This is a genomic window from Actinoplanes sp. HUAS TT8, assembly GCF_051380535.1.
In the GTDB taxonomy this organism is placed as follows: Bacteria; Actinomycetota; Actinomycetes; order Mycobacteriales; family Micromonosporaceae; genus Actinoplanes.
Genome location: NZ_CP195646.1, coordinates 11,572,216 through 11,596,698 on the forward strand (window position 1 = coordinate 11,572,216; position 24,483 = coordinate 11,596,698).

A 24,483-nucleotide genomic window follows, 5' to 3' on the forward strand; every position below is an offset into this window, starting at 1 on the left:
CTAATGCCCGGCCGTCGGCCGCGGTGCCGGTTTCGGCATGGCGCTTCACGGGGCTTTGGACGGCTTTTCGCATGGCCGTCAGAGGCCACGCGCTGCTACGATCGACAATCGCTACGTCTTGACCGCGTTAGAGCCGAGAAATCCATCTTCAGAATAAGCCTTGGGGGCAAGGGTGTCAAGTCTGTCAAGCCGCGCCGAGGAACAATCCCACCTTGACACGATCTACGGCCGCCTCGACGAGCTCCGCGCGCAGGCCCGGGACCGCCTGACCGAGTCGCGAACCGGCTCCGCCGGCGGGCTGTACCAGCGTGACGTGACCACCCACATGTACGCCGAACGCCTGGCCCGGTACGACGCCGTCGAAGAGGGCCTCTGCTTCGGACGGCTCGACCTGCGCGACGGCGCGCGCCGGCACATCGGGCGGATCGGGATCCACGACACCGGCGAGCCGCTGCTCATCGACTGGCGGGCGCCCGCGGCCCGGCCGTTCTACGTGGCGACCGCGATCACCCCGTACGACGTGGTCCAGCGGCGGCACATCCGCACCCGGGGCCGCACCGTCGTCGAACTGGACGACGAGATCCTCGACCTGGACGCCGCCCGGACCGGGTCCTCGGCCGGCTCCCTGGTCGGGGAAGCCGCGCTGCTCTCCGCACTGACCGCCAACCGGACCGGCCGGATGCGCGACATCGTCCAGACCATCCAGGCCGAACAGGACCGGGTGATCCGCGCCGAACCGGGTGGCGTCCTCGTCGTCCAGGGCGGCCCCGGCACCGGCAAGACCGCGGTCGCGCTGCACCGCGCCGCGTACCTGCTGTACACGTACCGTGAACAGCTCGCCGCCCGTGGCGTCCTGATCGTCGGCCCGAACGCCACCTTCCTGCGCTACATCTCCCAGGTCCTGCCGTCTTTGGCCGAGACCGGCGTCCTGCTCGCCACGCTCGGCGACCTCCACCCGGGCATCACCGCGCGGAGTGCCGAAGCCCCGGAAGTCACCGAGATCAAAGGCCGCGCGGTCATGACCGACCTGCTGGCCGCCGCCGTCCGCGACCGTCAGCGCGTACCCGCGGAAACCCTGGAGATCGAGGTCGACCGGCACATCCTGCACCTCACCGCGGCCGACTGTGCGCCCGCCCGGCGACGCGCCCGCGAATCCGGCCTCAAGCACAACCTGGCCCGCCCGATCTTCGAAACCGGAATCCTCGACGTCCTCGCCGCCCAGATCGCCGAGCGGATCGGCGACGACCCGTACTGGGACGACCCGCTCGGCGAGGACGACGCACTGACCTCACCCAACCTGCTCGACGACAGCGACCGGGCCGACATTCGCGACGACCTCGCCGGCAATCCCGCGGTCCGGGCCGCCATCGACTCACTCTGGCCCGTGCTCACCCCGAACCAACTACTCATTGACCTGTACGGGGTTCCCGGCGCCCTGGAATCAGCGGCCGCCCCGTCGGCGCTGTCAGGCCGGGCGCATGATCCGGGTTCTGTCGGCTCTATCAGCGCCTTTATCAGCGCCGACGACTGTGCGCTGCTGCGCCGGGAACCGGGCTCGGGGTGGGCCCCGGCCGACGTCCCCCTGCTCGACGAAGCAGCCGAACTGCTCGGCGAGGACAACAGCGCCCGCACCGCCGCGGCGGCCCGCGAACGACGGCGGCGCCTCGCGTACGCGCAAGGGGTCCTCGACATCACCGCAGGCTCGAAATCCTACGAACTCGAAGACGACGACGAAGCCGCCATCCCCAACATCGCCGACATCATGCAGGCCGACATGCTCGCCGAACACCTCGACGAGCACGAAATCCGCTCCGCCGCCGAACGTGCCGCCGCCGACCGTGAATGGGTCTTCGGCCACGTCATCGTCGACGAAGCCCAAGAACTGTCCCCGATGGCCTGGCGCCTCCTCATGCGCCGCTGCCCGAGCCGCTCCATGACCGTCGTCGGCGACCTCGCCCAGTCCAGCGCCCTCGGCGCCCCCACCAGCTGGGCCGACGTGCTCGCCCCGTACGTCGCCGACCGCTGGCACCTCACCGAACTCACCGTCAGCTACCGCACCCCGGCCGAAATCATGAACTACACCCGACGCACCCTGGCCACCGCCGACCCGGCCATCAACCCGCCCCGCCCGGTCCGCACCACCGGGACCGACCCGTGGGAAACCACCGGCACCCTGCCCGAACTGGCCACCCGGACAGTCGACGAAATCGCCCTGACCGGTGAAGGCCGCCTCGCCGTCATCGCCCCCGCCGCCCAGATCGCGCCGCTCAGCGCCGCCCTGCCCGGCCTGACCACCGGACCGTCACCCGACCTGGAAGACCACGCCGTCCTGCTCACGGTCACCCAGTCCAAAGGCCTGGAATTCGACACGGTCATCGTCGTCAACCCGGCCGACATCCTGAAGGACTCACCCCGAGGAGCCAACGATCTTTACGTGGCCCTGACCCGGCCGACCCAGCGCCTGGGCGTCTTCACCCTGCTCAATCCCTGATCGCGCGCCGGCGGATCCGGCATGGGCGACCGACCCTGCTCCCGCCGACGGTCCCTGGCGGTATCGGTGGATTTCGCCCGGATGCGACAGCCCCCGCCCCACGTCAACAGACCCGGCCCCACGTCAACAGACCCCGCCGCACCTCAGGGGGCTTACCGCCACCGGGCCAGGGTAGTCCGAATTGCCAAGATCATGCCGGTGGCCTGTGGACAACCGGCCAGTGTGGAAAGCCTCGGATGAGCAGGGAGATGTGCTAGGCGCTGGGCGGGGTCGTCACCGCACGCGAGGCGGGCGGATCTTGGGGGTGTGGCGGCGATACGCGCTGACCGTCGGATCCCCCGAGAGCCAGAACCGCCAAGGAACGTCGTGAGCCGAGGTGACCCCGACCCGTGGCCCGGCCTCGATCTCCCCGACCTCGGTGTCCGGCGGGGCGAGCGTCGCCGGGCCGGTACCGTCGACGACCGAGGTGTCGTTGGCGGCCCGATTCAGGTCGAGTACCTGCATCAGCTTGCCCGGGCCGGCGGCCAGATCGGAGTCCCGGCGCGCGGCCGGGCGCCGGGACCGAGCGACCTCCAGGCCGTCGACCACCTCACCGGCCCGGAGTAGCACAGCCGCGGCCCGGCCCTCCTCGCCGCAGACGATGTTCGCGCAGAAGTGCATGCCGTAGATCTGGTAGACGTAGAGGTGCCCGGCCGGCCCGAACATCACCGCGTTCCGATTGGTGAGCCCGCGGTGGGCGTGGCTGGCCGGATCCGCGCCGAGCCCGCTGTACGCCTCGACCTCGGTCAGCCGCACGGTCACCCCATTCGCGGCGAGGCGCCAGCCGAGCAGTTCCCGCGCGGCGACGTCCACGGCTTCCGCCGGCAGCTCCATCCACCCGTATGTCACCTCTCCACCCAATCACCGCCACCCCCAACCCCCTCCAGGGGTCCCCACCACCAGCCAACGGCCTCCCCGGCAGCCGTGACCACCAGCCGAAACCACCCAGCTGGCGCTGACGGTCGCTTCCGGGTCTGCGAGACAGCCGTGGCTGCCAGCTGAGCTCGTCTGGCTGGTGTTGACGGTTGCTTCCGGGCCTGCGAGACGACCCTGACCGCCAGCTGGGTTCGTCTGGCTGGTGCTGAGGGCTGTTCGGGGGCCGGCTTCGGAGCGCGACCCGGAGGTGGAGCGTCAGCTGGAGGTGGGGGCGGCGCGCGAACCGGAGGTGGGGGCGGAAGCGGAAGCTGAAGTGGGAGCGGGGGTGGGGTGGAGGGGGGAGGTGGGGCGGGTGGTGCCGCAGGGGTCGGTGGGGTCGACGGCGTGCATGATGCGGCGGCCGATGTCGCGGAGTTGGCGGGTCTGGGCCTTGGTGAGCTGGTCGAAGACCAGGTGGCGGACCTCGGCGACGTGCCCGGGGGCGGTCTCGACGACCTTGTCCCAGCCGTCGTCGGTGAGGACGGCGAGGGTGTAGCGGCCGTCGTCCGGGTCCGGTGTGCGGCGGATCCAGCCGCGTTTCTCCAGGCGGCCGACGGCCTGGGAGAGGCGGGCCAGGGAGCCCTCGGCGAGGACGGCGAGCGTGCTCATGCGCAGGGTCCGCTGGGGGGATTCGGAGAGGCCGGCGAGAATCCCGTACTCAAAATTGCTGAGGCCGGCGTCGCGCTGCAGCTGTGTGTCGAGCGCGGACGGGAGCCGCATGAAGAGGCTCATCAGGACCAGCCAGGCTTCGCGTTCCTCGCTGCTCAGCCACTGTGGGTCGGACGTCTCCATGCCCCCGAGCATAGCTCAAGCATTTAACCCATCATCGCTTGCATGTTTAAGTCATGAGGTCTAGCTTTCCCTCAACTGTTGAAGTGAATTGAGGGATCATGAACGTCGTTTTGTGGATCATCGCGGGCCTGCTCGCGGTTGCCTTCCTGGGTGCCGGCGTGATGAAGGCGCTCCAGCCGAAGGAGAAGCTGATCGCGTCCGGGATGGGCTGGGCCGGGGACTTCAGCGACACCCAGGTCAAGCTGATCGGCGTGGTGGAGGTGCTCGGCGCGATCGGCCTGGTCCTGCCGGCGGCGCTGGACATCGCCCCGATCCTGGTTCCGCTGGCCGCGACCGGTCTGGCCCTCGCGATGGTCGGGGCGATCGTGGTGCACGCCCGGCGCAAGGAGAACCAGGCCAGCGTGCCCAGTCTGATCCTGCTGATCCTGGCCGCGGTGGTGGCGTGGGGCCGGTTCGGTCCGTATTCGTTCTGATCCATTCCGGACGGACGCGGCGCTCCTGGTGACGAGCGTGTTACTGATCGGTATAGTTCGCCGCCGTCGGTACGGGCTGGGGAGCGAGCGATGGTGCAGGCAGGCGAGCCGCAGGGCAACGAGGAGCCGGCTCCGGACAACGCCCCACAAAATCGGGAAAAGTCCGAAATAGTGGCGGCGAACTCCACGGAGGTCACCCGCGTCCTCGACCCGACCGTGATCAACGCGCTACGAGCCGCCGCCGCGGACCGCAACCGCGCGGCGGCCCCCACGGCGCCCCCACCAGCCGCGCCCCCGAGCAATGCGGCCCCGGCCAAAGCGGCCCCGGCCAAAGCGGCCCCCGGTAATGCAGCCCCCGGTAAGGCAGCCCCGAGCCAGGTGAATCCGACCAAAGAGGAAGCACCTCCCGAAACACCCAGCGCCCCGCCCACGGCAGCCGCCCGAGCCACGGAAGCTGCCCGACCCACGGGCGGGCCCGCGGAGGGAGCACCGGCGACGGGCGTGCGCCGCTTCCTCCGTACGGGAAAATTTCGCCTCACCACCGGAATCGCCGCCGGCGTCGCATCGGTCCTGGTGGTTCTCGTCGCCCTGACCTGCAGCGGCGTCTTCGGAGGCGCCCCCGCCGAGACCGGCATCCCCCTCGCTGACCTCCCGACCGGCCCCGGTGCCGGCACCTCGGCCGCGTCCCCGACGCCCGCCGCCCCGAAGCCCGCGTCGGGCCCGGTCCGTGCCGCCGGTGATCTGGACGCGGTCTGCGCGAACACCTATTTCCCGACCGCGCCGAAGTATTCGGCCAAGGGCCCGCACCCGGTCGTCATCAGCGCCCGGGACCGCCTCGACCTGGACGGCCGCTCGGCCCGCGTCCTGAACCGTTACGCCTATTCCGGTTCGGCGGCGGCGAAGAAGACCTGGGCCCCGGCCGCGAAGCAGGTTCAGGTCGTCGCGTGTCTGGATCTGATCGGCGGCGGGGCCAGGGTCGCGGACTGCAAGACGGACGTCGCCGCGTCGCCCAAGATGCCGCTGATGGTCGGCCGGTACCGGCTCACCGTGTACGAGGTGTCCACCGGCCGCAAGCTCGCCCAGTCCAGCCTGAACGGCACCGGCAAGGCCTGCCCCTGGGTCGTTGTGACCGGTTCTGACCCGACTCTCTACACCGCCGTCGACGACGCTCAGCTCTACCGCGCGTTGCAGGCGAAAGTGAAGTGAGTCAGGCCGCCCAGCCGAGGAAGCGTTCGTAGAGGTCGGCCGGTGGGCCGCCGGAGCCGGCGGCCCAGTCGTCGATCGCCTCGATCAGGCATGAGCCGAGGTAGACGGAGAGGCCGTGCGGAAAGTTCTGGTACTGCTCGGCGAGTTCGACCTTGGCGGTGGCGCACGGCCACGGCTGACCGCAGACCCGGCAGTCCCACGTGGGGCGCTCACCGACGTGTTCGGTCCGCGGCACGAGCATGCTGAACCTTACCTTCCGCGATCCGACGACTACACAATGGAGCGTTGCGTGCTTTAGGCTCGGGCTCAAGCCGCGGTAGCGAGAATCCCAGAAATGGATTCCCGATGTCTCGATGCAGTCGTTCGGATCGTCTCGTTCGAGACATCCGCCGGTGGTCGGGGCCTCCCTCGACGCCGCGGCGAGGCGACAGCACACCGCCAGGCGGGGCGGGGTGCCAGCGGGAGGAGGTCGCCGGCATGTCCGAGACGGGGTCGACGGTACCGAGACGGCAGGTCGGGCGGTTGCTCAAGCAGCTGCGCGAGCAGGCCGGCATCTCGCTCATGGCGGCGGCGCAGGAGCTGGAGTTCTCCCGCGCCCGGATGTACCGGATCGAGAACGGTGAGGTCCCGGTCCGCAAGCACGACGTGATCGCCATGTGCGGGGTGTACGGCGCGCCCGGCCACATGACCGAGGTGCTGATCGGCCTGGCCCAGGAGTCCAAGGCGAAGGGCTGGTGGCACGCGTACGGCGACGTCGTCCCGGCCTGGTTCGAGCTCTACGTCGGCATGGAGCAGGCCGCGTCCCGCCTGCGGCTGTTCGCGCCGAGCGTGATCCCCGGCCTGCTGCAGACCAGGGAGTACGCGGAGTTCGTGTTCGGCCGGTGGCTGGGCGACGACCCGGTGGCGGTGGAGAACGCGGTGGCCGTCCGGCTGGAACGCCAGTCGCTGCTGCGTCGCAGCCGCCCGAAGGCGCCCCGGCTGGAAGTGATCATCGACGAGGGCGTGCTGCGCCGATCAGTTCCGGACACCCTGGGCATGCAGAAGCAGCTGGCCCATCTGGTCAACGTCTCCACCCGGCCGGACATCAGCGTCCGGGTCGTCCCGTTCGCGGCCGGCCCGCACCAGGCGTCCAGCTCCGGGCAGTTCACCGTCCTGGAGTTCCCGGCGGTCGGGACGGCCTCGCCGGAGCCGACCACCATCTATTGCGAGAACCTCACCGGCGCGCTCTACCTGGATAAGCTCGCCGAGGTCGAGACCTACGAGAACATCTGGGCGACGCTCGATGCCACGGCGCTGAGCCAGTCCGATTCCGATGACCTCATCGGCGCGATCATCAAGGAGAGCGATGGCTGACCTGACCGGTGCCGTCTGGCACAAGAGCACCCGGAGCGGCGGCAACGGGGGCGACTGCGTCGAGGTCGCCGGCAATCTTCCGGGCATCGTGGCGCTGCGGGACACCAAGGACCCGGACGGGACGATCCTGATCTTCACGCACGCCGAGTGGCAGGCGTTCCTCGACGGGGTCCGGTCGGGCGAGTTCGACGTCGGCGCACGTTGACCCTTATGAGTCCGTGAGCCGTTCCTTAAGGAATCCTTTCCGGCACTCCGCTCACCCGGCCGGTCGCGCATAGTCATGGGGCGTCGTCCCCCTGTCCGGCCAACCGAGGTGAATATCCGTGTCGCTCCCCGCTGCCCGTCGTTTCCGCTACACGATGGTGACGGGCACCGCGGCCGTAGCTCTCGGCGCCGGATTCATCGTGATGGGACTGGGTCAGCAGGCTTCCGCCGACCCCCGTCCGGCCGAGGTCCCGCTGGCCGCGCCCGCGTCCCCGAGCGCCGTCCCGGTACCGTCGGCCAAGCCCAAGGCAGCGCCCTCGTCCCCGTCGCCGTCACCCAAGGTCACGAAGACCAGCGCGACCCCGAAGAAGAAGCCGGTCACGACCAAGGTGTCCACCCAGAGCCCGGACGAGCAGATCCTCACCGAGGTGCTCGCGCACATCAATGCCGCCCGCGCCGACGAGGGCCTGTCCGCGCTCAAGCTCGACGAGGACCTGTCGAAGGCGTCCGAGCTGCACAACAAGCTGATGATCAACAGCTGCGGGCTGTCCCACCAGTGCTCGGGCGAGGGCGACATCGGCAAGCGGTTCAGCGCGCAGGACGTCGACTGGAGCAGCGCGGGGGAGAACATCGGCTACGGCTCCAGCGGCAGCAGCGCCTCCGCCATGATCAAGGCGGCCAACGGGCTGACCGACTCGATGCTGGCCGAGAAGGCGCCGAACGACGGGCACCGCAAGAACCTGCTCAGCACCGGCTTCAAGCGGATCGGCCTGAGCATCATCCGCGACAGCAAGGGCGTGACCTGGATGACCCAGGACTTCGTGGGCTGACCGGCGGGGTGGTAGACATTCCGGGTGAGGCGGTCGGCGGCTAAGCGGGTCGAGGTGCTCGCCGCGGCCGGCGAGGTGGTCGCGGCGCGCGGTGCCGACGCGACCCGCTTCACCGACGTGAGCGCGGCGACCGGCGTCGGCGTCTCCACGCTGCAGTACTACTTCGGCACCCGTGAGGACATGCTGATCGCGGTCTTCCGGCACGCCGTGCAGCGGGAGTTCGAGCTGGTCGACGCCGCGCTGGAACCGCTGACCGACCCGTGGGAGCGGCTCCTGGCCATCGTCGGCCACCTGGGCAACGACACGACCTGGCGGCTGTGGGTGGAGAGTTGGCGGTGGGCCTCGCGCGACGCGGAGGTCCGGGCCGACGTGCTGAACGACTACACCCGGTGGCGTGAGCTGATCGGGGAGAACATTGCTCACGGCGTACAAAATGGGCAATTTCCGCAGAATGCGGATGCTCGGCAGGTCCTGGCGCTGATCGACGGCCTCGCGTTGCCGGTGGTCCTCGGCGACCCGGCCATCGACCGGGCCGCCGCCCGAAACCTGCTGGAGGATGCGCTAGGCCGTCTGCTGGGACGTGCCCCGACCCTCTAGCAGGGGCGTCGACCGCTTCCAGCGCGGCCCGTCCCCGTCCTTGCGCCGCCGCGCCATCCCGGACAGTGCTTCGAGCACCACCCGGTTCCCGAGCATCGCGGTGATCTCCGCGTGGTCGAACGGCGGCGAGACCTCCACGATGTCCATCCCGACCACCGGCAGTTCGTGGCAGATCCGGGACACGCTGTCGAGCAGTTGCCGCGCGGTGAACCCGCCGGGCTCGGGCGTGCCGGTGCCGGGCGCGTGCCCGGGGTCGCAGACGTCGATGTCGACCGAGAGGAAGACGCCGTCGCACCCGTCCATGGCGATCTCGAACGCGCTGTCCAGGACCGCGTCCAGCCCGCGCTCGACGATCTCGCTCATGTGGAACGAGTTCATCTTCTGGTCGGCCATCCAGTCCAGGACGTCCGGTCCGGGCCAGTATCCGCGCAGGCCCAGCTGCAGGAACCGGTCGCCCCGGACGGCGCCGGACTCGATCAGCCGCCGCATCGGCTGCCCGTGGCCGTAGAGCGAGCCGAACTCGATGTCCCCGGTGTCCGCGTGCGCATCGAAGTGGATCACCGAGATCCGTTGGGGCGCGTGCGCGCCGGCCACGCCGGCGACGTCCGGCCAGGTCACCGTGTGGTCGCCGCCGAGGACGAGCGGGATCGCGCCGTGCCTGGCGATGAACCCGACGCCCTCCTCGATGGCCGCGCAACTGCGCTGGATCTCGCCGCTGAACACTTCCAGGTCACCGGCGTCCTTGACGGTCAGGTCGGCGCCGAGCGCGTCGACCCGCATCGCCATGTGCGGGCGGGTGCCGTCGTGGGCCAGGTAGTCGGTGCCGCGGATGACCTGCGGTCCGAACCGTGCGCCGGGGCGGTGCGACGTGCCGCCGTCGAACGGGGCGCCGATGATGACGACGTCGGCTTCCTCGTACGTGGCGGGCTCCCGCCAGTCGCACGCGGGCACCCCGAGGAACGTGTAGTCCGGCCCGAACATCGGTCCATAGCGCGTCATGTTCTGCATCCTTCCCGGCTGATGGTGCTGCCGGGGACTGTATCGCCATACTGTATGGCCGTACAGTTTTGGGTGGCCGTTAAGGTTCAGCCGTGCTCGAAATGCTGATCTCCCTGCTGCGCAGGCTGTTCGGGGCGCCCGAGTCGCGGTCGACCGCGCGCACCCGGCCCGCGCCCAAGCCCGCCGCGCCCCCGCGCCCGGGCGTGTCCCCCAAGCCCCACAAGCCGTCCGCGCACCCGCGCTCGGGCGCGCCGCACCACCCCACGCCGACGCCGCCCCGGCAGGCGCCGCACCAGCCGAATCCCGCGGCCCCCAAGCCCCGCCCGCCGAGGCACGTCCCCACCGAGGACCACCGCCGCACCATCGCCTACGCCCCCGACCTGGATGGCGACGCCGACCCGGGCGAGATCGTCTGGACCTGGGTCCCCTACGAGGACGACCCGGCCCAGGGCAAGGACCGCCCGGTCCTGGTCGTCGGCCGCGACGACCGGACGCTGCTGGGCCTGATGCTCTCCAGCCAGAGCGAGCGCGACGGCCAGCGCAACTGGCTGGCCCTGGGCGCCGGCGACTGGGACCGCAGCGACCGCCCGAGCTGGATCCGCCTGGACCGGGTCCTGGAGGTCGATCAGGACGGCATCCGCCGCGAGGGCGCGATCCTCGATCGGGGCCGCTTCGATCGGGTGGCGGAGACGCTCCAGCGGGATTACGGCTGGGCATAATCGGACAACGGGCTAGCGTTGCGGGCATGGATACGGACGTCATGGCCGGTTTCGGCGGCAAACAGGCGTGGCTGGCGGTGGCCGAGGCCGAACCGGGGGCCGTCCTGGCCGCGCTCGGCCTGCGTGATCTCGGCCCGGTCCGCTGGCGCGACGGCCTGGATGTGGCCCACCTCAACGGCGACCGGGTGGCGGTGACCCCGCCGCTGCCCGGCGCCCGAGGTACCTCGTGGGTGCTGGCGCTGGGCCGCCGGCTGATGGTCCCGGGCCCGGATGTGGTCGCTCTGTCGGCGACGCTGGGGACCGAAGTTCAGTACTTCGCCACACATCGGGTGACGGAGTTGCATCGATGGCAGCGCGCGGTGAATGGTGATCTAGTGCGCGCCTTCGGGTACGTCGGCCAGACCGGCGAGGTCACCTCGTGGTTCGGCGAGCCCGGTCCGGCCGAGCGGGAGGCCGGCCTGCCCGGCGAGCTCGATCCGGAGGAGTCCACGATCCTGGTCTCCGAGCGCGACGTGTTCCGGGTGGCCGGCGCCTGGAGCATCGACCCGACCACCCTGACCGGGCCCGCGCCCGGCCCGCTTCGGATCGGCGCGGCGGACTGAGAGGCACCCCGACATGCGCAAGTACGTGATCATGGGAGTGCAGGGCAGCGGCAAGGGCACCCAGGCCCAGCTGCTCGCGCGCGACCTCGACCTGGTCCACATCGGCGTCGGCGACATCTTCCGCTGGAACGTGCGCAACCACACCAAGATGGGCGCGCAGGTCCGCCGCACGATGGCTTCCGGCGAGCTGATCGGTGACGACGTCGTCGAGTCGGTCGTCCGGGACCGCCTCGACCAGCACGACTGGAACTTCGGGTTCATCATCGACGGCTTCCCGCGCAACGGCCGCCAGGCCGAGTTCTTCATGGAGAGCTACGACATCGACGCGGTGATCCACCTGGAGCTCCCGGACGACGAGGTGCGCCGCCGCGTGCTCAGCCGCCGCCTCTGCCCGAGCTGCGGCATGGACTACAACCTGATCGCCGACCGCCCCGAGCAGGAGGGCCGCTGCGACATCTGCGGCCACGAGCTGGTCACCCGCTCCGACGACACGCCCGAGGCCCTCGAAGCGCGCCTGCGCGACTACCACGAGAAGACGCGCCCGGTCCTCGAACTGTTCCAGCGCAAGGAGGTCGTCCACGACGTCGACGGCCGCCCCCCGGTCGACGAGGTCCAGAACGCTATCCGCAAGACCCTCGGCCTCCCCGCCTACCTCCCGGCGCCGGACCACAAATAGATCAAAATCAGTCAGAGGTACGTCCTAGCCCGGCCCCCAACCGCAAGGCCGGCCCCCTGGTCCACGGCCGCGAGGTGATCCCGGTGCCGGGCCGCCCGGCGCCCATCCGGCGAAAGCGGATGGCCCGCGACCCGGCCCCGGGTCGAGGCCCCGGCCGCGCCCCCGGGCTCCGGCTGGTGCTCACGGCTGCCTCCGGCACCCGGGAACAGCCCTGAGCACCAGCCGGATGCTCACGCCGGGACGGGCTCGCGGGTGGAGGTGGGGGCGGGCCAGGTGGCGACGACCACGACGGCGGCGAGCAGGAGGACGCCGGCCAGGATGCGGTAGCCGACGGCCAGCCCGGCCATGAAGTCGTCGGCCGAGCGCAGCGCGTGGTGCGAGGTCAGCACGGTTCCGATCACGGCCACCCCGAGGGCGGCCCCGACCTCCCGGGCCGCCGAGTTCAGCCCCGAGCCGAGCCCGGCGCTGCCGGCCGGCAGCCCGGCGAGGATCCCACCGGTCAGCGCGGGCGCGCACAGCCCCATCCCGGCGGCCATCAGCAGCAGGTAGGCGGCGTAGACCGGGTACGGCGTCCCCGCCCGCACGGTCGAGAGCAGCGCCAGGCCGGCCACGATCAGGGACAGTCCGGTCGCGATGATCGGCCGGGGCCCGTACTTCTGGGTCAGGGGCACGGCCCGCCGCGACACGACTCCCATCCCGATCGCCAGGGGACCGATCGCCACCCCGGTGAGCAGCGTCGAGTACCCCTTCACGTCCTGCAGGAACTGCGCGTTGACGTAGAACAGGCCGAACAGCGCGAAGAACGTGGCACCGACGCCGAGCGCGCCCGCCCGTACCGAAGCAATCGTGAAGACCCGGGGATCGAGCAGGGGCTTGCGGGACCGCAGGGCGTGCCCGGCGAAGGTCGCCAGGACGAGCAGCCCGGCACCGAAGGACGCCAGCACCACGGTGTCGGTCCAACCCCTCCCGGGGCCCTCGATGATGCCGTAGAGCAGCGCGAACAGCCCACCGGTGAGCAGCACCGTGCCGATCGGGTCGACCGACGCGTCGTGGCGGGGCGCGCGCGGCACCCAGGCCGCCACCCCGGCGACCAGCAGCACGGCCACCGGGACGAAGGTCAGGAACAGGGCGGGCCAGTCGAGGTACTGCAGCACCGCGCCGGCGACCAGGTTGCCGACCATGCCGCCGAGGCCCATGCAGGCGGTCCACAGGGCGATCGCGTGCGGGCGCCGTTCCGGCCGGGTCGCGTGCAGCAGCAGCGCGAGCGTGGCCGGCTGGGCGAGTGCGGCCGCGACGCCGCCGAGCGCACGTCCGGCCTGGAGCACGGCCACGTTCGGGGCGTGCGCGCTGATCAGGTTGGCCAGGCCGAACAGGGCCAGCCCGGCGATCAGCACGCCCTTGCGCCCGATCCGGTCACCGAGTGCGCCGGCCGGGATGAGCAGTCCGGCGAAGGCCAGCACGTACGCGTCGACGATCCAGATCAGATCGCTCGCGCCCGGGTGCAGATCGCTCGCGGCGAGTTGCGGAATGGCCAGGTTGATGCCCGCGACCAGCGACTGGAGGGCCAGCACGGTCAGGCACATCAGGGCCAGGGTGGAGTTCTCGCGTCTCATGTGATCGACGCTAGGATCGGCCATATCTAACGTCAAATGCATGCTTTGCAGGGGAAGGTTGCGTCAGACGCATATGAACCTGGACCTCAACCTCCTGATCGCGCTCGACGCCCTGCTGGAGGAGGGCAGCGTCGGCGGTGCTGCCCGTCGCCTGCACCTGTCCGAGCCGGCCGCCAGCCGCGCCCTGGGCCGGATCCGGGCGGCCGTCGGCGATCCGATCCTGGTGCGCTCCGGCCGCCAGATGGTCCTGACCCCGCGCGCCCAGGAGCTGCGCACCGAGGTTCACGCCCTGGTCGAGCGGGCCCGCGCGGTCTTCACCCGGCCCGGCCCGCCCGAGCCGGCCACGCTGCAACGGGTGTTCACCGTGCTCGCCGACGACGTGGCCATCGCGCTCGGCCCGGAGCTGCTGGACCGGGTCCGGGCCGAGGCGCCCGGCGTGAGCCTGCGTTTCCTCGGCGAGGACCCGGCGGCCGACGGGGCCGCGCGGCTGCGCGACGGCCGGGTCGACCTGGACATCGGCGTGGTCGAGGACGCGCTGCCCGAGATCGTCGTCGAGCCCCTGTTCACCGACCGCATGGTCGCGGTCGTCCGGGCCGGCCATCCGCTGGCCGCCGGTGACCTCACGCCGGAGCGTTTCGCCGCCGCGGCGCACGTGAGCGCGTCCCGCCGGGGCCGGCTGACCGGCCCGATCGACGACGTCCTGGCCGGGCTGGGCCTGACCCGGACGGTGGCGATGGCCGTCCCGACGTTCGGCGCCGCCCTGGTCGTGGTCGCCCGTACCGACCTGGTCGGCCTGATGCCGGCCCGGCTCGGCCGGCGCGCGGTCGAGGCCCTGGGCCTGCGGGCGCTGGAGCCTCCGTTCGGCCTGCCGGCCAAGGAGATCGCGATGGCCTGGCATCAGCGTTACGAGGCCGACGGCGCCCACCGCTGGCTCCGCGCCCGGGTCCGCGAGACGATCGCCGCGCTGACCGCCGATTGAGTGGGCCGGTCGGTGAAACCCACACGATCGGCTGCCGGAAACCAACACAAGCGGGCATCGCTGAACTCTTCGCGGCTTACGCCGGGTGCGGGGGATATCACCGTATTCACCACATTGGTCACCCACGACTTCCGATGTAAGGAGACCGAAATCTCTTTGACATATTGCGCTCGGACAGAAGCGGGCGTAAACAAAGACAAAGCAAAATCAATGCCAGGGCGGTGAGTGGATGTACGCGGAGGAACGGCAGCAGGAGATCGTGCGGCGCGCCCGCGCCGAGGGCCGGGTCGACGTGGTGGCGCTGGCGGACAGCTTCACGGTCACGGCCGAGACGATCCGGCGGGACCTGACCGTGCTGGAACGGGCCGGCGTGCTGCGCCGGGTGCACGGCGGGGCGATCCCGGTCGAGCGGCTCGGCTTCGAGCCCGCCCTCGCGACCCGTGACGCCGTGCTGATCAGCGAGAAGGAGCGGATCGCCAAGGCCGCGCTGGCCGAGGTCCCGGAGGACGGCGCGATCATCCTGGACGCCGGGACGACCACCGCCCGTCTGGCCCAGCTGCTGCCGGCCGACCGGGAGCTCACGGTCGTGGTCAACTCCCCGGTGCTGGCCGCGATGCTCGGCCTCAAGCCGAACCTGACGGTTCTGCTGCTCGGCGGCCGGGTCCGCGGCAAGACCCTGGCCACGGTGGACGACTGGGCGCTGCGGCCACTGTCCGAGATGTACGTCGACGTGGCCTTCATGGGTGCCAACGGCTGCTCGGTCGAGCGCGGCATGACCACTCCGGACCCGGCCGAGGCGGCGGTCAAGCGGGCGATGATCGCCGCGGCCCGCCGGGTGGTGCTGCTGGCCGACCACACCAAGATCGGCAACGATTATCTGGCCCGGTTCGGCGGTCTCGCCGAGCTGGACCTGCTGATCACCGACGCCGGCCTGGACCACGAACTGGCCGCCGAGGTCGAGGCCACCGGCGTCCGGCTGGTGAAGGCATGATCCTCACGGTGACGCTCAACCCCAGCGTCGATCGGGCCCTGGAGGTCGACGAGCTGCTGCGCGGCGCGGTCCTGCGCGCGGTGGACTCGCACATCGACCCGGGCGGCAAGGGCGTCAACGTCTCCCGCGCACTGCTGGCCAACGGCGTCCGCTCCACCGCGGTCGTCCCGGCCGGCGGGGCCGAGGGCGAGCAGCTGGTCGACCTCCTCAAGGGGGAGGGCGTCGACCTGGTGGCCGTCCCGATCACCGGGCGGACACGTTCCAACATCACCCTGGCCGAGCCCGACGGCACGGTCACGAAGATCAACGAAGCCGGCCCGGTGCTCTCCACCGACGAGTTCGAGCAGGTCAGCGACGCGGTGCTGGCCGCCGCGACGGACGCCGACTGGGTGGTGATCTGCGGCAGCCTGCCGCCCGGCCCCTCGGTCCCGGCGTTCGCGGCGCTCTGCGAGCGGCTGGTCGCGGCCGGCGCCCGGCTCGCCGTCGACTCCAGCGGCCCGGCCCTGCTGGCCGGGGTCAACGCCGGCGCGGCACTGGTCAAGCCGAACCGGGAGGAGCTGGCCGAGGCGGTCGGCGCCGAACTGCGGACGCTCGGCGACGTGCTGGAGGCCTGTGACCGGCTGCGCAAGGCGGGCGCGGGCACGGTGCTGGCCAGCCTCGGCGCGGACGGCGCGGTGCTGGTCGAGGAGTCCGGCGTGCTGGCCGGCATCTCGCCGGTGACCAATCCGCGCAGCACGGTCGGTGCCGGTGACGCGCTGCTGGCCGGGTTCCTGGCGGCCGGCGCCCACGGTCCGGCGGCGCTGACCGAGGGCCTGGCCTGGGGCGCGGCCGCGGTGAGCCTGCCCGGTAGCCGGATGCCGCGACCACAGGACGTCGACCGTTCGACGGTCCGCATCGATCCCCACCCCGACCCGGCCCGTCCGCTCGGCTCGCACTAGACCGGCCGTACCTGGCAAAAGACGAAGCGGCCGTGAGGTCGCGGCGAAGCTCTACCCGCAGCAAACCCGAAATTCAGTAACAAATATCGATTTTCAGTACGGGGGATGTGGCACGACCCCAGTCCAATGAAATGGAGATCCTCATGGCCTCTTCGTACACACCCGAGGTCACCGGCGGCGGTTTCCGGGCTTCAGTGCAGAAGCTCGGCGGCTACCTGGCCGGCATGGTGATGCCCAACATCGGTGCCCTGATCGCCTGGGGCCTGATCACCGCGCTGTTCATCCCGGTCGGCTGGATCCCGAACGAGAACCTGGCCCAGCTCGTCGACCCGATGATCAAGTACCTGCTGCCGGTGCTGATCGGTTACACCGGCGGTCGCATCGTGCACGGCCAGCGCGGCGCGGTGGTCGGCGCGATCGCCACCTTCGGCGTCGTGGTCGGCGCGGACGTGCCGATGTTCCTCGGCGCCATGATCATCGCGCCGTTGACCGCGTACGTGCTGAAGCTGTTCGACGGCGCGATCGAGGGCAAGGTCAAGCCCGGCTTCGAGATGCTCATCGACAACTTCTCGGCCGGCATCATCGGTGGCGCGTTCGCGATCCTCGGCAAGCTGGCCATCGGCCCGGTCGTCGACGGCCTGACCAAGGCGGCCGGCAACGCCGTCGACTGGCTGCTCGACCACAGCCTGATGCCGCTCGCCTCGATCCTGGTCGAGCCGGCCAAGGTGCTGTTCCTGAACAACGCCATCAACCACGGCGTGTTCGGCCCGCTCGGTGTGCAGCAGGTGCAGGAGCACGGCAAGTCGATCCTGTTCATGATCGAGTCGAACCCCGGCCCCGGCCTCGGCCTGCTCACCGCCTACCTGCTCTTCGGCCCGAAGTCGCTGCGCCCCAGCGCCCCGGCCGCGATGATCATCCACTTCCTCGGCGGCATCCACGAGATCTACTTCCCGTACGTGCTGATGAAGCCCCGCCTGATCCTCGCGATGATCGCCGGCGGCATGTCCGGCGTGGCCACCTTCATGATCACCGGTACCGGTACGGTCGCCACCCCGGCGCCCGGAAGCATCTTCGCCTACTTCGCGGTGACCGCCAAGGACGGCTACTTCGGGATGATCCTCGGCGTCGTCATCGCCGCCGCGGTCACCTTCGGCGTCGCCTCGGCGCTGCTCGGCTTCGGCAAGCTCAAGTCCGACCAGGAGATCGACGAGGCCGCCGAGGAGGAAGCGGCCGCCGACGCCGCCGCCGAAGGCAAGCCGGTCGCCGTCGAGACCACCGCCACCAGCACCCCCAAGGAACAAACCGCCTGACAAGCCCGCGGGTGGCCGCCTCGCACGGGCGGCCACCCCAGATCCGAACGGAGGTCCGGCCATGGCCACCATCAACGGCAAGGACATTCACAAGCTCGTCGTCGCGTGCGACGCCGGCATGGGCAGCAGCGTCATGCTCGCCAGCACCCTGCGCAAGCAGCTCGGCAAGACCGGCGTCACCGTGGAGCACACCCCGGTGAACTCCATCCCGGCCGACGCCGACCTGGTCGTCTGCCACAGTGGCCTGGCCGCCCGGGCCCGCTCGATCGCGCCCGGCAAGCCGATCGTGCCGTTCCAGATCTTCCTGGGCGACCCGGCCGTCACCAAGGTCGTCAAGGCCATCCAGCAGGGCACCGACCTCAATGTCTGAGCTGCTGGACCGCCGGGCGATCAAACTGGCCGAGAAGGCGGCGGACCGCGACGACGCGATCCGCCGCACCGGCGAGGCGCTCGTGGCGATCGGCGCGGTCGAGCCCGGCTACGTCGACACCATGCTGGCCCGCGAGCAGAGCATTTCCACGTACGTCGGTGAGGGTGTCGCCATCCCGCACGGCACCCTCGGCGGCAAGGAACTGGTGCACCGGGACGCGCTGTCGTTCCTGCGCTTCCCGGACACCGTGGACTGGGACGGCGAGCCGGTGACGCTGTGCGTCGGCATCGCCGCCAAGGGGGACGGGCACGTCGAGCTGCTCGCCGCCCTCGCCGAGATCCTGCTCGACGAGGACCAGGCCCGTGAACTGCGCGAGGCCACCGATCCCGAGACCGTGATCCGGCTGCTCGGGGCCCTGAAAGAAGAGGAAAGCAGCTCATGAAGGTCGTGCGATTCCACGCTCCCGGCGACGTCCGTTTCGAGGACGTGCCGGAGCCCGAGGCCGGCCCGGGTGAGGTGAAGATCCGGGTCCGGAACTGCTCCACCTGCGGCACCGACGTGAAGATCTCCAAGTTCGGCCACCACCACATCCACCCGCCGCGGGTGATGGGCCACGAGATCGCCGGTGAGGTCGTCACCGTCGGCGACGGCGTCGAGGGCTGGCAGGCCGGCGACCGCGTGCAGGTCATCGCCGCCATCCCGTGCGGCGTGTGCCCCGAGTGCGTGCGCGGCCGGATGACCATCTGCCCCAACCAGGTCTCGATGGGTTATCACTTCGAGGGCGGGTTCGCGCAGTTCATGGTCGTACCCAAGGAGGTCTTGAAGGTTGATGGTCTGAACCGGATCCCGGAGGGCGTGTCGTTCGCCGAGGCATCCGTGGCCGAGCCGCTGGCCTGCGCCCTCAACGCGCAGAATCTGGCCCGCGTCGGCGACGGCGACGACGTGGTCGTCATCGGCTCCGGGCCGATCGGCTGCCTGCACGTCCGGCTGGCCCGGGCCCGCGGCGCCGCCCGGGTCTTCCTGGTCGAGCTCAGCCGGCAGCGCCTGGAGATGGCCGCCAACCTGGTCAAGCCGGACGCGGCGATCTGCGCGGCCGAGGTCGACCCGATCGAGGAGGTCCTGAAGCTGACCGACGGGCGCGGCGCCGACGTCATCATCACCGCCGCGGCCTCCGGCAAGGCGCAGGAGCAGGCGATCCAGATGGCCGCCCGGCAGGGCCGGATCAGCTTCTTCGGCGGCCTGCCCAAGGACAAGCCGACCATCACCTGCGACTCGAACCTCGTGCACTACCGCGAGTTGATGATCATCGGCGCCAACGGGTCCAGCCCGGCCCACAACAAGCAGGCCCTGGAACTCGTCGCCACCGGCGCCGTCCCGGTCGCGGACCTGATCACGCACCGGCTGCCGCTGGACCGCGCGATCGACGCGTTCGGCATCGTCGAGCGCGGCGAGGCCATCAAGGTCACCATCGAGCCTTAGGAGTCGTCATGCCCACGCGTACGGTCGCGGTCGGTTCCGCCAGCGGGCTGCACGCCCGGCCCGCCAAGATCTTCGTCGAGGCGGCCGCGAAAGCGCCGGTGAAAGTCACCATCCGGGTCGGCGAGAAGAAGCCGGTCCCGGCCAAGAGCATGCTGTCCGTGCTCGCGCTCGGCGCGAAGCAGGGCACCGAGGTGATCCTGGAGGCCGACGGTGATGGCGCGGACGAGGCCCTGGACGGGCTGGCCGCGCTGCTCGCCCAGGACCTGGACGCCGACGATGCCCACTGACAGCCTGTCCGGGATCGGGGTGAGCGCGGGAGTCGCCGCGGGTCCGCTGCTGCGGATCGCGGCGGCCCCGGCCCTGCCCCCGCCCGCTCCGGTCACCGACGCCGAGTCCGAGATCGCCCGCGCGTTCGCGGCGCTCGCCGAGGTCGTCGCCGAACTGGGGCGCCGCGCCGACCGGGCCCAGGAGTCGACGGTGGCCGAGGTCCTGCGGGCCGAGGCCCTGATGGCCGACGACGAGGAGTTGCGCGACGCCGTGCGCGAGGAGATCGAGGGCGGCACCGACGCGCCGCACGCGATCGACGCCGCCTTCGGGACCTTCCGGGAGATGTTCGCCGAGGCCGGCGGCTATCTCGCGGAACGGGTCGCCGACCTGGACGACCTGCGGGACCGGGCGGTGGCGGTGCTGCTCGGGCTGCCGATGCCCGGGGTGCCGCAGCCGGGACATCCGTATGTTCTGGCCGCTCGGGACCTCGCGCCGGCGGACACCGCCGACCTGGATCCGGAGTATGTGCTCGCGCTGGTGACCGAGGTGGGTGGGCCGACCAGTCACACGGCGATCCTGGCGCGGGCGCTCGGGCTGCCCGCGGTGGTTGCCTGCCGGGGCGTGCTGGACATTCCGGAACGCACTTTGATCCAGGTGGATGGCTCAACGGGCGAGGTCGGGCCTGGCTCGTCAGTTCTGCGTGCGGAAAATCGGACTTCGTCGGAAATTTCGGGTCCGGGGGGCACGTCCGACGGGCACGCGGTGAAACTGCTGGCCAACGTCGGCTCGGTGAAGAACGTACCGGCCGCCGACGAGGCCCACGCCGAGGGCATCGGCCTGTTCCGCACCGAACTGCTCTTCCTCGACCGCACCTCCGAACCGACGAAGGACGAGCAGGTCACGGCCTACCGGGACGTGTTCCGCGGGATGGCCGGCCGTCGGGTCGTCATCCGCACCCTCGACGCCGGCGCCGACAAACCGTTGCCGTTCCTGAACCAGGACGGCGAGCCGAACCCGGCCCTCGGCGTCCGGGGCCTGCGCGTCGCCCGGCAGCGGCCCCAGGTGCTGACCACCCAGCTGGAGGCGATCGCCCAGGCCGCGGCCGAGTGCGAGGCCGACGTCTGGGTGATGGCGCCGATGGTGTCGACCCTGGCCGAGGCGTCCGAGTTCGCGGCCGCCGTGCACGAGGCCGGGCTGCCCCGGGCCGGTGTGATGATCGAGGTGCCGGCCGCCGCGCTGCGGGCCAAGGACCTGCTCGGGGTGGTCGACTTCCTCAGCATCGGGACCAACGACCTGAGTCAGTACACGTTCGCGGCCGACCGGATGTGCGGGGAACTGGCCGACCTGCTCGACCCGTGGCAGCCGGCCCTGCTGCAGCTGATCGCCATCTGCGGGGCGGCCGGGCGGGAGAGCGGCAAACCCGTCGGGGTGTGCGGGGAGGCGGCGGCCGACCCGGGACTCGCTCCGGTGCTGGCCGGGCTCGGGATCAGCAGCCTGTCGATGTCGCCCCGGGCCCTGGGGGCGGTGCGGGCGTCACTGGCGCGGTACACGTACGCCGAATGTGTTCGTCTCGCCGAGACGGCGGTCGCCGCACCGGACGCGGTATCGGCGCGCAAGCTGGTTCTCTAGTCGTGTGGGGGGCCTCCGCCGGTGCGGAGGCCGTCCCACGTCAGTTGAACGGGAAACCGGGTGGGAAGTTGACCGACACGTTCGGCGCGTCCATGTCCGTCATCATCCGGATCACGTCCAGCGCCACCTGCGGTGTGCCGGGCGCGCCCTCGACGACGGTCACCCGCTTCTTGCTCCGGTCCTGATAACCGGCCTCGACCCGGTACGTGTACCGCCCCCGAGTACTGGCCGGCGCGTATGTCGGCCGCAGCGCCTGGAAGGCCGGCGTCGAGGCCAGCCGCAGCACGTCCGCCTGCTGGCGATTCGACGCACCGACCAGGGTGAACACGGACTGGCCGACCTGACCGGAACGGGTGCGGACGACGACGACCGCGATCGCGCGCTTCGCCTTGGCCGCGGCCGGGACGGCAACGGGGACGGCGGCCGGGGCGGCGGCGGGAACAGCGGCCGTGGCCTGCGGTGCGGGCTCGGTGGCGACCGCGGCTCCGGCCGTGCCCGCCACACCCGCCACGACGGCGGCAAGACTCAACAGCAACTTACTCATGCCACCTACGATATCGGGCAATTACCCCTAAATCAGGCTAACGCTCCGAGCTTGGCGAGCCGCTTCTCGACGATGTGACAGACCTGCTCGACGACGGCGAACCGGGCGTAACCCTTGTCGTCGCCGGGGATGACGTGCCAGCGGGCGCGCGATTGATCCGTACGGGAAAGCATCTCCTCGATCGCCTCGGAGTAGGCCTTCCGCTTCTCCCGGTTCCGCCAGTCCTCGTCGGTCAGCTTCCACGTGCGCAGCGGGTCGTTCTTCCGGTCCTCGAACCGCTTCAGCTGCTCCTCGTCGGACACGTGCATCCAGAACTTGATCAGGATCATGCCCTCGGCGGTGAGCGCCCGCTCGAACTCGTTGATCTCGTCGTAGGCCCGCTTCCACTGCTCGTCGGTGGCGAACTTCTCGACCCGCTCGACCAGCACCCGCCCGTACCAGGACCGGTCCAGCACCGTCATCCCGCCCGAACCGGGCAACACGTTCCAGAATCGCTGCAGGAAATGGTGGCGTTTCTCGTCGTACGTCGGAGCGGCGAACTGCGACACCCGCACGTGCCGCGGATCCAGCGGCGCCACCAGCCGCTTGATCGCCCCGCCCTTGCCGGACGCGTCCCACCCCTCGAACAGCACGCACAGCGGCGGCCCGATCTTCTTCGCGCCGATCTGACCGCCCAGCGTCAGCCGCAGCCGCAGGAGCCGCTCCTGCGCCTCGACCAGCCGCGCCTCGGCCTTGCGCTTGCTGATCTCGATCGGTGGTTTCGCGCTACCCAGGTGACCCATCCGTTCAGCATCCCCGAAACCCGGTGTGCCGCGCACCGAGCCGTGCGGGAGAATCCGTGCGTGACTCTCGTAGACGACCTGATGTGGCGTGGACTGATCCAGGACTCGACCGATGCCGACGAGCTGCGCAAAGCCCTCGACGGCGGCTCGATCACGTTCTATGTCGGTTTCGACCCCACCGCCGCCTCGCTGCACGTCGGTCACCTCATGCAGGTCTGCACCGCCCGGCGCCTGCAGCAGGGCGGGCACAAGCCGCTGCTGCTGGTCGGCGGCGCGACCGGGCAGATCGGCGACCCGCGCGAGTCCGCCGAGCGCACCCTGAACCCGCCGGAGGTGGTCGAGAGCTGGGTGCAGCGCATCCGCGAGCAGCTCTCACCGTTCGTCACCTACACCGGCGAGACCGCCGCCACCCTGGTCAACAACCTGGACTGGACCGGCCCGACCTCGGTCATCGACTTCCTGCGCGACGTCGGCAAGCACTTCCCGGTCAACAAGATGCTCGCCCGCGACGTGGTGCGCAACCGGTTGGAGAGCGGCATCAGCTTCACCGAGTTCAGCTACCAGCTGCTGCAGTCCAACGACTTCTACCAGCTGCACGTGCGCAACGGCTGCGAGCTGCAGTTCGGCGGCTCCGACCAGTGGGGCAACATCACCGCCGGCGTCGACTTCGTCCGCCGTCGCGGGGCCGGCCCAGTGCACGCGTTCGTCACCCCGCTGGTGCTCAAGTCCGACGGCACCAAGTTCGGCAAGACCGAGGGCGGGGCGGTGTGGCTCGACGCGACGATGACGAGCCCGTACAGCTTCTACCAGTTCTGGATCAACAGCGACGACCGCGACGTCAGCAAGTACATGCGGTACTTCAGCTTCAAGACCCGCGAGGAACTTGAGGAGCTGGAGAAGGCAACCGCGGAGCGCCCGCAGGCCCGGCTCGCGCAGCGCGCGCTGGCCGAGGAGCTGACCACCCTGGTGCACGGCGAGGAGGCGTCCCGCCAGGCCATCGCCGCCAGCCAGGCCCTCTTCGGGCGAGGTTCGCTCGACGAGCTGTCCGCCGACACCTTGCGCGCCGCTCTGGCCGAGGCCAATTTGCTTTCCGTACGGGGTGAGCTGCCGCCCGTCGGCACGCTGTTGAAGGACGCGGGTCTCGTGGCATCGGCCAACGAGGCTCGCCGGACGATCAGCGAGGGCGGCGCCTACCTGAACAACGAGCGCATCACCGACAGTGAGGCGATCGTGCCGGAATCGGCCCTGCTGCACGGCCGATTCCTGGTGCTGCGCCGCGGCAAGCGGACCTTCGCCGGCGTGGAGTACTCGCAGGCCTGACATTTTTCGGCCCGGTCCCTCTTCAAGGGGACCGGGCCGCTGTTTTTTGTCCAGTTTTGTGAAGCGCGAATGATCGGTTCTCAGGGCTCTGACCTGAGGTTTTCCGGTGTTTGCCGGGTGTGACGGTGGTCGCCCCGCCCCGATTTGGCGTTGCCGGGACGGGCGAGTAATGTTTGTCGAGCCGCCAGGGAGACGGGCGAGCGAACGAGACCCGCGAGGGGCTCGGAGCGGCCGTCCTGCCGGCTCGGTTTTAATCAAACCAAGCCTTCCAAGATCTCACGATCTAGCGTCGTGGGAATTCTCGGTGCGGAAAATCCGGTTGCGAAACACGGATTTGACGAACTGAGAATGGCGGGTAAAGTAGT

At 70.5% G+C, this 24,483-nt stretch carries 27 protein-coding genes; 20 read left to right on the top strand and 7 right to left on the bottom strand.

Features of this window, described 5'->3' with window-relative positions:
• The first annotated feature begins 172 nt into the window (after nt 1-172).
• Nucleotides 173-2,491, top strand: coding sequence for a HelD family protein (locus ACSHV8_RS51685; RefSeq protein WP_436528054.1), 2,319 nt, complete (start codon nt 173-175; stop codon nt 2,489-2,491).
• 273 nt (nt 2,492-2,764) lie between these two features.
• On the opposite strand, the gene ACSHV8_RS51690 is transcribed toward ACSHV8_RS51685, so the two are convergent.
• Together ACSHV8_RS51690 and ACSHV8_RS51695 are read right to left on the bottom strand one after the other, a co-directional pair.
• Nucleotides 2,765-3,364 (bottom strand): DNA-3-methyladenine glycosylase, encoded by a 600-nt coding sequence (locus ACSHV8_RS51690; RefSeq protein WP_436537362.1) that lies wholly within the window; start codon nt 3,362-3,364, stop codon nt 2,765-2,767.
• 297 nt (nt 3,365-3,661) lie between these two features.
• Nucleotides 3,662-4,237: a MarR family winged helix-turn-helix transcriptional regulator gene (locus ACSHV8_RS51695; RefSeq protein WP_436528056.1), complete on the bottom strand. Its 576-nt coding sequence runs from the start codon at nt 4,235-4,237 to the stop codon at nt 3,662-3,664.
• 98 nt (nt 4,238-4,335) lie between these two features.
• Between ACSHV8_RS51695 and ACSHV8_RS51700 the strand changes: the two genes are divergently transcribed.
• Together ACSHV8_RS51700 and ACSHV8_RS51705 are read left to right on the top strand one after the other, a co-directional pair.
• The gene (locus ACSHV8_RS51700; RefSeq protein WP_436528057.1) at nt 4,336-4,710 is read left to right on the top strand and encodes a DoxX family protein; all 375 of its coding nucleotides are present in this window, start codon (nt 4,336-4,338) and stop codon (nt 4,708-4,710) included.
• A gap of 501 nt (nt 4,711-5,211) precedes the next feature.
• Nucleotides 5,212-5,916: a hypothetical protein gene (locus tag ACSHV8_RS51705; protein ID WP_436528059.1), complete on the top strand. Its 705-nt coding sequence runs from the start codon at nt 5,212-5,214 to the stop codon at nt 5,914-5,916.
• A gap of 1 nt (nt 5,917) precedes the next feature.
• Here ACSHV8_RS51705 and ACSHV8_RS51710 read toward each other — a convergent pair whose 3' ends face one another.
• Nucleotides 5,918-6,157: a hypothetical protein gene (locus tag ACSHV8_RS51710; protein ID WP_436528061.1), complete on the bottom strand. Its 240-nt coding sequence runs from the start codon at nt 6,155-6,157 to the stop codon at nt 5,918-5,920.
• Nucleotides 6,158-6,393: 236 nt separating this feature from the next.
• On the opposite strand from ACSHV8_RS51710, the gene ACSHV8_RS51715 reads away from it, so the two are divergent.
• From ACSHV8_RS51715 to ACSHV8_RS51730, 4 genes are all read left to right on the top strand, one after another.
• On the top strand, nt 6,394-7,269 hold the full coding sequence (locus ACSHV8_RS51715) for a helix-turn-helix domain-containing protein (RefSeq protein ID WP_436528063.1): 876 nt from the start codon (nt 6,394-6,396) through the stop codon (nt 7,267-7,269).
• Complete coding sequence (locus ACSHV8_RS51720; RefSeq protein ID WP_436528065.1) at nt 7,262-7,474, top strand: DUF397 domain-containing protein; 213 nt, start codon at nt 7,262-7,264, stop codon at nt 7,472-7,474. Before ACSHV8_RS51715 ends, ACSHV8_RS51720 begins: the two co-directional genes overlap by 8 nt.
• Before the next feature lie 118 nt (nt 7,475-7,592).
• Nucleotides 7,593-8,303, top strand: coding sequence for a CAP domain-containing protein (locus ACSHV8_RS51725; protein WP_436528067.1), 711 nt, complete (start codon nt 7,593-7,595; stop codon nt 8,301-8,303).
• A 24-nt stretch (nt 8,304-8,327) separates the two neighbouring features.
• Nucleotides 8,328-8,900, top strand: coding sequence for a TetR/AcrR family transcriptional regulator (locus ACSHV8_RS51730; RefSeq protein WP_436528069.1), 573 nt, complete (start codon nt 8,328-8,330; stop codon nt 8,898-8,900).
• Here ACSHV8_RS51730 and speB read toward each other — a convergent pair.
• Complete coding sequence (gene speB / locus ACSHV8_RS51735; protein ID WP_436528071.1) at nt 8,865-9,899, bottom strand: agmatinase; 1,035 nt, start codon at nt 9,897-9,899, stop codon at nt 8,865-8,867. The genes ACSHV8_RS51730 and speB overlap by 36 nt on opposite strands.
• A gap of 101 nt (nt 9,900-10,000) precedes the next feature.
• Here speB and ACSHV8_RS51740 point away from each other — a divergent pair, with 101 nt between their 5' ends.
• From ACSHV8_RS51740 to ACSHV8_RS51750, 3 genes are read left to right on the top strand one after another with little or no spacing between them, the layout of a single operon-like run.
• A complete protein-coding gene (locus ACSHV8_RS51740) occupies nt 10,001-10,618 on the top strand; it encodes a type II toxin-antitoxin system PemK/MazF family toxin (RefSeq protein WP_436537364.1) in 618 nt (205 codons plus the stop codon).
• Nucleotides 10,619-10,644: 26 nt separating this feature from the next.
• Nucleotides 10,645-11,220, top strand: a complete 576-nt coding sequence (locus ACSHV8_RS51745; RefSeq protein ID WP_436528073.1) for a hypothetical protein — start codon at nt 10,645-10,647, stop codon at nt 11,218-11,220.
• A gap of 13 nt (nt 11,221-11,233) precedes the next feature.
• The gene (locus ACSHV8_RS51750; RefSeq protein WP_436528075.1) at nt 11,234-11,896 is read left to right on the top strand and encodes an adenylate kinase family protein; all 663 of its coding nucleotides are present in this window, start codon (nt 11,234-11,236) and stop codon (nt 11,894-11,896) included.
• A gap of 230 nt (nt 11,897-12,126) precedes the next feature.
• Here ACSHV8_RS51750 and ACSHV8_RS51755 read toward each other — a convergent pair whose 3' ends face one another.
• Nucleotides 12,127-13,509, bottom strand: coding sequence for an MFS transporter (locus ACSHV8_RS51755; protein WP_436528077.1), 1,383 nt, complete (start codon nt 13,507-13,509; stop codon nt 12,127-12,129).
• A gap of 73 nt (nt 13,510-13,582) precedes the next feature.
• On the opposite strand from ACSHV8_RS51755, the gene ACSHV8_RS51760 reads away from it, so the two are divergent.
• From ACSHV8_RS51760 to ptsP, 9 genes are all read left to right on the top strand, one after another.
• Entirely contained in the window at nt 13,583-14,488 is a 906-nt protein-coding gene (locus ACSHV8_RS51760; RefSeq protein ID WP_436528078.1) for a LysR family transcriptional regulator, read from the top strand.
• A 229-nt stretch (nt 14,489-14,717) separates the two neighbouring features.
• Nucleotides 14,718-15,479, top strand: coding sequence for a DeoR/GlpR family DNA-binding transcription regulator (locus tag ACSHV8_RS51765; RefSeq protein WP_436528080.1), 762 nt, complete (start codon nt 14,718-14,720; stop codon nt 15,477-15,479).
• The gene (gene pfkB / locus ACSHV8_RS51770; RefSeq protein WP_436528082.1) at nt 15,476-16,417 is read left to right on the top strand and encodes a 1-phosphofructokinase; all 942 of its coding nucleotides are present in this window, start codon (nt 15,476-15,478) and stop codon (nt 16,415-16,417) included. Before ACSHV8_RS51765 ends, pfkB begins: the two co-directional genes overlap by 4 nt.
• Before the next feature lie 143 nt (nt 16,418-16,560).
• Nucleotides 16,561-17,727 carry a mannitol-specific PTS transporter subunit IIC gene (gene mtlA / locus ACSHV8_RS51775; protein ID WP_436528084.1) on the top strand — a complete coding sequence of 389 codons (1,167 nt, stop codon included), beginning with the start codon at nt 16,561-16,563 and terminating at the stop codon, nt 17,725-17,727.
• 61 nt (nt 17,728-17,788) lie between these two features.
• Nucleotides 17,789-18,097: a PTS lactose transporter subunit IIB gene (locus tag ACSHV8_RS51780; RefSeq protein ID WP_436528085.1), complete on the top strand. Its 309-nt coding sequence runs from the start codon at nt 17,789-17,791 to the stop codon at nt 18,095-18,097.
• Complete coding sequence (locus tag ACSHV8_RS51785) at nt 18,090-18,539, top strand: PTS sugar transporter subunit IIA (RefSeq protein WP_436528087.1); 450 nt, start codon at nt 18,090-18,092, stop codon at nt 18,537-18,539. The genes ACSHV8_RS51780 and ACSHV8_RS51785 overlap by 8 nt, the downstream gene beginning before the upstream one ends.
• On the top strand, nt 18,536-19,576 hold the full coding sequence (locus tag ACSHV8_RS51790) for a zinc-dependent dehydrogenase (protein ID WP_436528089.1): 1,041 nt from the start codon (nt 18,536-18,538) through the stop codon (nt 19,574-19,576). The genes ACSHV8_RS51785 and ACSHV8_RS51790 overlap by 4 nt, the downstream gene beginning before the upstream one ends.
• Nucleotides 19,577-19,584: 8 nt before the next feature.
• Entirely contained in the window at nt 19,585-19,863 is a 279-nt protein-coding gene (locus ACSHV8_RS51795; protein WP_436528091.1) for an HPr family phosphocarrier protein, read from the top strand.
• Entirely contained in the window at nt 19,853-21,472 is a 1,620-nt protein-coding gene (gene ptsP / locus ACSHV8_RS51800; protein WP_436528092.1) for a phosphoenolpyruvate--protein phosphotransferase, read from the top strand. The genes ACSHV8_RS51795 and ptsP overlap by 11 nt, the downstream gene beginning before the upstream one ends.
• Before the next feature lie 40 nt (nt 21,473-21,512).
• Here ptsP and ACSHV8_RS51805 read toward each other — a convergent pair whose 3' ends face one another.
• Both ACSHV8_RS51805 and ACSHV8_RS51810 read right to left on the bottom strand, forming a co-directional pair.
• Nucleotides 21,513-22,016 (bottom strand): hypothetical protein, encoded by a 504-nt coding sequence (locus ACSHV8_RS51805; RefSeq protein WP_436528094.1) that lies wholly within the window; start codon nt 22,014-22,016, stop codon nt 21,513-21,515.
• Between the two features lie 32 nt (nt 22,017-22,048).
• Nucleotides 22,049-22,798, bottom strand: coding sequence for a polyphosphate kinase 2 family protein (locus ACSHV8_RS51810; RefSeq protein WP_436528096.1), 750 nt, complete (start codon nt 22,796-22,798; stop codon nt 22,049-22,051).
• A gap of 60 nt (nt 22,799-22,858) precedes the next feature.
• Between ACSHV8_RS51810 and tyrS the strand changes: the two genes are divergently transcribed.
• Nucleotides 22,859-24,118: a tyrosine--tRNA ligase gene (tyrS, locus tag ACSHV8_RS51815; RefSeq protein WP_436528098.1), complete on the top strand. Its 1,260-nt coding sequence runs from the start codon at nt 22,859-22,861 to the stop codon at nt 24,116-24,118.
• Nucleotides 24,119-24,483: the final 365 nt, after the last annotated feature.

Coding starts and splice junctions, on each gene's coding strand:
- ACSHV8_RS51690 (WP_436537362.1), bottom strand. CDS start 3,364: ATGGAGCTGCCGGCGGAAGCCGTGGACGTCGCCGCGCGGGAACTGCTC.
- ACSHV8_RS51695 (WP_436528056.1), bottom strand. CDS start 4,237: ATGGAGACGTCCGACCCACAGTGGCTGAGCAGCGAGGAACGCGAAGCC.
- ACSHV8_RS51700 (WP_436528057.1), top strand. CDS start 4,336: ATGAACGTCGTTTTGTGGATCATCGCGGGCCTGCTCGCGGTTGCCTTC.
- ACSHV8_RS51710 (WP_436528061.1), bottom strand. CDS start 6,157: ATGCTCGTGCCGCGGACCGAACACGTCGGTGAGCGCCCCACGTGGGAC.
- ACSHV8_RS51715 (WP_436528063.1), top strand. CDS start 6,394: ATGTCCGAGACGGGGTCGACGGTACCGAGACGGCAGGTCGGGCGGTTG.
- ACSHV8_RS51720 (WP_436528065.1), top strand. CDS start 7,262: ATGGCTGACCTGACCGGTGCCGTCTGGCACAAGAGCACCCGGAGCGGC.
- speB (WP_436528071.1), bottom strand. CDS start 9,899: ATGACGCGCTATGGACCGATGTTCGGGCCGGACTACACGTTCCTCGGG.
- ACSHV8_RS51740 (WP_436537364.1), top strand. CDS start 10,001: ATGCTGATCTCCCTGCTGCGCAGGCTGTTCGGGGCGCCCGAGTCGCGG.
- ACSHV8_RS51745 (WP_436528073.1), top strand. CDS start 10,645: ATGGATACGGACGTCATGGCCGGTTTCGGCGGCAAACAGGCGTGGCTG.
- ACSHV8_RS51750 (WP_436528075.1), top strand. CDS start 11,234: ATGCGCAAGTACGTGATCATGGGAGTGCAGGGCAGCGGCAAGGGCACC.
- ACSHV8_RS51755 (WP_436528077.1), bottom strand. CDS start 13,509: ATGAGACGCGAGAACTCCACCCTGGCCCTGATGTGCCTGACCGTGCTG.
- ACSHV8_RS51760 (WP_436528078.1), top strand. CDS start 13,583: ATGAACCTGGACCTCAACCTCCTGATCGCGCTCGACGCCCTGCTGGAG.
- ACSHV8_RS51765 (WP_436528080.1), top strand. CDS start 14,718: ATGTACGCGGAGGAACGGCAGCAGGAGATCGTGCGGCGCGCCCGCGCC.
- pfkB (WP_436528082.1), top strand. CDS start 15,476: ATGATCCTCACGGTGACGCTCAACCCCAGCGTCGATCGGGCCCTGGAG.
- mtlA (WP_436528084.1), top strand. CDS start 16,561: ATGGCCTCTTCGTACACACCCGAGGTCACCGGCGGCGGTTTCCGGGCT.
- ACSHV8_RS51780 (WP_436528085.1), top strand. CDS start 17,789: ATGGCCACCATCAACGGCAAGGACATTCACAAGCTCGTCGTCGCGTGC.
- ACSHV8_RS51785 (WP_436528087.1), top strand. CDS start 18,090: ATGTCTGAGCTGCTGGACCGCCGGGCGATCAAACTGGCCGAGAAGGCG.
- ACSHV8_RS51790 (WP_436528089.1), top strand. CDS start 18,536: ATGAAGGTCGTGCGATTCCACGCTCCCGGCGACGTCCGTTTCGAGGAC.
- ACSHV8_RS51795 (WP_436528091.1), top strand. CDS start 19,585: ATGCCCACGCGTACGGTCGCGGTCGGTTCCGCCAGCGGGCTGCACGCC.
- ptsP (WP_436528092.1), top strand. CDS start 19,853: ATGCCCACTGACAGCCTGTCCGGGATCGGGGTGAGCGCGGGAGTCGCC.
- ACSHV8_RS51805 (WP_436528094.1), bottom strand. CDS start 22,016: ATGAGTAAGTTGCTGTTGAGTCTTGCCGCCGTCGTGGCGGGTGTGGCG.
- ACSHV8_RS51810 (WP_436528096.1), bottom strand. CDS start 22,798: ATGGGTCACCTGGGTAGCGCGAAACCACCGATCGAGATCAGCAAGCGC.